Below are 5,223 nucleotides of genomic sequence, written 5' to 3' on the forward strand. Positions count from 1 at the left end.
GGCCGCTTGGTTCTACGACGCCGGGTTCGAGGTTGCCGCCAGTCGACTCCGCGTACGCTTTGTTCCCATCGCCGCTCGGCACCTCAACGAAGGTCGGTTACTCGACTGGCTCGACTACTACTACAACAAGAAGATCTTGCTCCGCTTCAGCCGCCCCGAGTCAGCGGCCCGCAACTGAGCCAACGGCTAAGCAATCGACCACGGCGACAAGATTGCCTTGGACGAGCTGGAGCTGTTCCGCAAGGACGTCGGCACCTTCCTGCGTCAGTACGACTTCCTCTCACAGATCGTCAACTACGAAGACACCTCGCTGGAGAGGCTGTCCATCTTCCTGCGGCACCTCGCCCCGGTCATCACCAGCGAGCGGCTCCACCACGAGATTGATCTGTCCACGGTCGATTTCGACTACATCGCCCAGCACAAGCAGGAGACCACGTCGGGCAAGCTCAGCGGCGGTGTTCCCCTAGAACCGGCCAAGGAGTCTGGGACCGGCACCGCACGCGACCCGGAGCCGGTAGCTCTGGAAGAGGTCATCGCCCAGATCAATGACCTCTTCTCCGGTGATCACCCGGATTCGAGCGTGCGCAACGTCGTCACCCACATCAAGGACCGGCTCGAAGAGAGCGAGACGCTGCAGCAGGCGCAGAACAACTCGCTGGCGCAGTTCTCCGCCAGTCCAGACTTACAGAATGAGTTCGTCGGCGCAGTCATCGGCACCATGGCCTCCTCCGAGGACTTGTCCACGCAGATTCTGAACAACCCCGAGCTGAAACAGAAGCTATTGGGTGAACTGGTGCCGTTGATCTACAGCCGGTTGAAGGCGACCGCGTGGAAACAGGGGCGACGACAGCAATGGATCGCACACGCTGTCCCGCCTTGGAACGTCAAGCACGACAAAAGGGGTCGTATGAGCGCGAAATTCGGGCACCACCCGTGGATGGTGGAGGAACTCGTTTCCGGGATCGATTAAGGGCACGATTCGCTTGCCGGACATACAGCGACCGTTCGTGTGGCTCAACGCGAAGGTGCGTGACCTGATCGACTCGATGTACCGGGGGTATCCGGTGGGCGAGCTGATGTTCTGGGCGAATAAGGGCGACGAACACACCAGCGCGATCAGCGCGGAGACCGGTGGGAGGGTCGACGATCATCGACCATCGCATCTGACCGCGCCGAAATCCCATCGCGTTAGGCTGAATCATGTCCGCAGACAACGATGCGGTGACCGTGCTCAGCGAAGACGACTGCTGGAGCTTGCTATCAAGCATGTCGTTAGGCCGATTAGTCACGATCCTGGGCGGGAAGCCCGAAATCTTCCCGGTCAACTTCGCCACTCGACGCCGGACGGTGCTCTTCCGAACTGCCCAGGGCACCAAGCTGTACAGCGCCGTGATGGGCGACTGGGTAGCTTTCGAGGCTGACTACCACGATCCTTCCCTCACCTACGGGTGGAGCGTCATCATCAAGGGCAGGGCACATCTGTTGTCGGCCAACGCCGACATCTTAGACGCCGAGGAAGCGCCGTTGCGACCGTGGATTGCGACGTTGAAGCCTATTTACGTACGGGTGATCGCCATGGAGATCACCGGGCGGCGGTTCAAGTTCGGTCCCGAACCGGATCACGAAACGATCATCGGTTGATGACTGCCGCGCGACGTGGCCGCGAAATCGTGACACGACTTCGGCAGCTAACTGCTTTCGATCTAGGGGGACTTCCGGCCCTCCCACGTTTTCCGGTTGCGGCGGACAGTTACATCGACCACTTTCCAGGCTGCACGCACGGCGGACCTGCATGATCATGTTTGTCGAGACTCAGCGCATCGGTACGACGTTCGGCGCGCTGACTGGTCGGCTCATCGCCTCAAGCGCGGCGGCCGTCACCGTGTAGGTCGTCTCTCGTACACTGAAATTGCTTCACGAGTTGCCGTCGAAAAGCTCCGACTGGACGGCACGCCAACCCCACGCTCGTGGGTGGCTCGGATGACGAAGCGGCCGACACCAACCGGTGACGGCAAGAGCGCCTCCCGTGTGGAGGCCCGACCCTTCGGGAGTACTGCAATGCCTCGGAATCGTTCCTGCGGGTCGTATGGCCCCGGCCACCTCATGCACCGGATCCAGGGGAAGAAATCGCACGAGGACGGGCAGCCGATCATCAAAGTGAAGGTCGTTGCCGTCCGTGACGATGGACGCGTCGAAATCGAAGGTGACGACCTGAAATTGACGCTGTGGTATCACGACCCTGACCACCTCCGTTCGGCGCTCTGCTTCGGTGGCCGCGCCGAATGGAAGCCGAAGTATCACGTGTTGTACGTGATCTCGAGCGGCTCGTTCAACCTCGCCACGCTGAACAAGGTGGAGCCCTGCAAACCGCCCATACGCCGGCGACCGACCGAGACCACCAGGCAGTTCATCGAACGGGCGATGCGGGAGAACCCGGGCTACACGGTTCCGGCGCGCTGGTTGGCTGACCTGGATGCTATACCGGACGGCGACACCGGTGCACCGAAGTCTGGGTACCTGGTTGGGATCGAAACTCCTACGGATCCAACGCTGTTGGAGCCATTACCCCCCAAACCACGGACGCCAGGACACGCCGACGGCGGCACGCGATCCAACGGGAAGGCCAGCAAAAACTGAGCGATGGCGATGCCGTACGCGCTGTTGCCAGGAGCCAGGCGGAGTTGGCCGATGCCGTGGCCGAGGCCCGCGTGCACGGACACACGTGGACTCAGATCGCAACCATGCTCGGCACCAGCCGCCAGGCCGCTCAGGAACGCTACGGCGAGCCGGCCGAGCGTCCGTAAAGCGGATCGATCCCTGCCCTGGGCATCCCAGCCGATCCATCGGACAAGGCATGGCCGAACTGGCCGACGAACTGTGACTGATCTCGAATTTCTGGGGCCACCCTCATCGAAACCTCACCGAGCCCAGATACCTGGTTTGCCTCACAGGGCAAGGACTAACTTGCCGGTAAGGCGGGTGCCGGATGCCGGTGGGACCAGGGATGGGCTTCTTCAAGTTGCGCCGCCAACTGTAAGAGATCGCCGTCCGCGCCCAGCCGTCCGACGAACTGCACGCCCAGAGGAAGCCCGGCGTCTGTCCAATGTAGCGGCACACTGATCGCGGGCCGCCCGGTGAGGTTGGCGAGCTGCGTGTAGGGTACCCAGCCCAGGCTCTCCTGGATCAGTTCATCGAGAATCCCGGTGAGCGCCAGCACTTTTCCGGCGTGCAACTTGCTGATCACCCGGGACACCGTCTGCAAGCGGGGCGATGTCGCCGTGGCACCGACCGCAAGGGGCGGGGTGGCCAGGGTGGGGGTCAGGAAGTAGTCGTAGCTCTCGTGGAACGTCGCCAGGGATTGGATGTAGTTGTTTGTGTTCTCCAGCGCAAGCATCGGTGCCAGGACGCCAGCGGATCGGCCGAGCTCACTCACGGCCAGGGTGTCGGCCTCAAAGTCACTGTCGCGGGCACCGATTCGCTGTTTGATCTCGGCGACATGTCGGTAGAGCTGCGCGAACCAAATGGTGAGAAAGTCGCGCGCCAATGCGGCGTCGTCGTAGGGCGGCTGGACTTCCTCGACCTGGTGACCCAGGTCGCGCAGCAGCTTCGCCGCTTCTTCGATTGCGGCGATCGCTTCCCGGTCGGGATGGGGGTTGATCGCCGAGGAGGTCGAATACCCGATCTTTACGGCGCCGGGACGACTCTTGATGTGTTTCGCGAACGGGACGTCGGGAAGCGCAACCTGATAGGCGGCAAGCGGATTGGGGCCGATGATCGCGTCATAGAGGGCGGCGCTGTCGCGCACGGTGCGCGAAACGACGCCCTGGGTCTCCATCCCGAACATCGGCTCGCCGGTCTGCGGCCCGTAGGGCGACAGCCCCCGGCTGGCCTTGAGGCCGACGAGCCCGTTGCAGGCGGCGGGGATGCGGATCGATCCGCCACCGTCGTTGGCCCCCGCTGCCGGAACGATGCCCGCCGCAACCGCGGCCCCCGATCCGCCCGACGAGCCGCCGGGAGTGTGCTCGGTGTTCCAGGGGTTGCGAGCCGGACCCAAGTACTCGGATTCCGTCACGCCCTTGGCCCCGAACTCGGGGGTATTGGTCATGCCGAAGATCACCAGCCCCGCGTCAAGGAACCGCTGCGTCACCAGGGCGTGCCGGTCGGCCACGTCATTGGCCAGCGACCTCGAACCGCACGACGTGGGAAAGCCCCGATACTCCTGATCAAGGTCTTTGATCAGAAAGGGCACCCCGGCAAACGCTCCGCGCAGATCCGGATCGGCGGCTTGCCTATCGGCGACGTCGTCGAGGCGACGAACGATCGCGTTCAACCTTGGATTGACCGCGTCGGCGCGTCGCCGCGCCAAAGCAACAAGTTCGGCCGGGGTGACCTGTTTGCGCTCGACCAACTCGGCCAGAGCGGTCGCATCCAATGACATGTACTCGTCAAGGTGCATTGGCCGATCCTATGACCCGGGCCGCTGACCAGCGTACAGACGCGACCATTTTTCGATGCAGGTCTGACAGCGAGGACCGGTAACACCACGCCATTGTCAACCTCGCCCGATCCCCTGATGTCATGATCCTTTGCGGAACCGTCGGAGTCGGGAAAACCCATGTGGCACAAGTCCTCGGGCACCCAGCCGCCCGCCGCGGCCGGGCGGTTCGCGAAAAGCTCCCGCGTGCTTTCAAATCTCGTCGGCGGTCACGCCGACCGATCCTGTGGGCCAAGAATCCGCGGATACAAGCGTTAGGTTAGTTAGGTGCCGATAAGCCCCAGCTCTCATGGTCCAAAAACGGAGATAAGGACGGACAGCTCATGAAAGCAGTGCGATTCGATCGCTACGGCAGCATCGACGTCCTCGATGTACGCGAGGTTCCCCGCCCGCAACCTGGCACCGGTGAAGTGCTGGTCGAGGTGAAGGCAGCTGGCGTCAACCCAGGCGAAGCGATGATTCGCCAGGGTGCGCTCGACGAGATCTTCCCAGCGACATTTCCGTCCGGGCAGGGCAGTGATCTCGCCGGTGTCGTCGCCGAGGTCGGCACCGGCGTCGATGCCTTCTCAGTGGGCGACGAGGTGCTGGGTTTCACGAACGGCCGAGCCAGCCACGCCGAATTCGTGGTGGTGCCCGCCGATCAGCTCACGCCCAAGCCGCCGGCAGTGTCATGGGAAGCCGCAGGGGGCCTGTTCGTCGCCGGCACCACGGCATACGCCGCGGTCCGC

General features: G+C 63.1%; 5 protein-coding genes, 1 pseudogene and 1 riboswitch. Of the genes and pseudogenes, 5 read left to right on the forward strand and 1 reads right to left on the reverse strand.

The features are described from left to right. Nucleotides 1-217 precede the first annotated feature (217 nt). From ACLQI9_RS16190 to ACLQI9_RS16200, 3 genes are all read left to right on the forward strand, one after another. Entirely contained in the window at nucleotides 218-970 is a 753-nt protein-coding gene (locus tag ACLQI9_RS16190) for a hypothetical protein (protein WP_442380845.1), read from the forward strand. 230 nt (nucleotides 971-1,200) lie between these two features. Further along, nucleotides 1,201-1,641, forward strand: a complete 441-nt coding sequence (locus tag ACLQI9_RS16195; RefSeq protein WP_442380847.1) for a pyridoxamine 5'-phosphate oxidase family protein — start codon at nucleotides 1,201-1,203, stop codon at nucleotides 1,639-1,641. 271 nt (nucleotides 1,642-1,912) lie between these two features. Beyond that, nucleotides 1,913-2,024, forward strand: a riboswitch (SAM riboswitch). 34 nt (nucleotides 2,025-2,058) lie between these two features. Continuing rightward, nucleotides 2,059-2,637, forward strand: coding sequence for a hypothetical protein (locus ACLQI9_RS16200; protein ID WP_442391921.1), 579 nt, complete (start codon nucleotides 2,059-2,061; stop codon nucleotides 2,635-2,637). 322 nt (nucleotides 2,638-2,959) lie between these two features. Here the strand turns inward: ACLQI9_RS16200 and ACLQI9_RS16205 are convergent, their stop codons facing one another. After that, nucleotides 2,960-4,456 carry an amidase gene (locus ACLQI9_RS16205; protein ID WP_442380852.1) on the reverse strand — a complete coding sequence of 499 codons (1,497 nt, stop codon included), beginning with the start codon at nucleotides 4,454-4,456 and terminating at the stop codon, nucleotides 2,960-2,962. Between the two features lie 122 nt (nucleotides 4,457-4,578). On the opposite strand from ACLQI9_RS16205, the pseudogene ACLQI9_RS16210 reads away from it, so the two are divergent. Together ACLQI9_RS16210 and ACLQI9_RS16215 are read left to right on the forward strand one after the other, a co-directional pair. Next, nucleotides 4,579-4,750 (forward strand): annotated as a pseudogene (locus ACLQI9_RS16210) (ATP-binding protein); the annotation flags it as partial. Nucleotides 4,751-4,818: 68 nt separating this feature from the next. After that, on the forward strand, nucleotides 4,819-5,223 hold a 405-nt coding region (locus tag ACLQI9_RS16215), incomplete at its 3' end, for an alcohol dehydrogenase catalytic domain-containing protein (RefSeq protein WP_442391922.1).

The sequence above is a fragment of the Mycobacterium sp. genome (assembly GCF_052143115.1).
Classification (GTDB): Bacteria; Actinomycetota; Actinomycetes; order Mycobacteriales; family Mycobacteriaceae; genus Mycobacterium.

Coding starts and splice junctions, on each gene's coding strand:
- ACLQI9_RS16195 (WP_442380847.1), top strand. CDS start 1,201: ATGTCCGCAGACAACGATGCGGTGACCGTGCTCAGCGAAGACGACTGC.
- ACLQI9_RS16200 (WP_442391921.1), top strand. CDS start 2,059: ATGCCTCGGAATCGTTCCTGCGGGTCGTATGGCCCCGGCCACCTCATG.
- ACLQI9_RS16205 (WP_442380852.1), bottom strand. CDS start 4,456: ATGCACCTTGACGAGTACATGTCATTGGATGCGACCGCTCTGGCCGAG.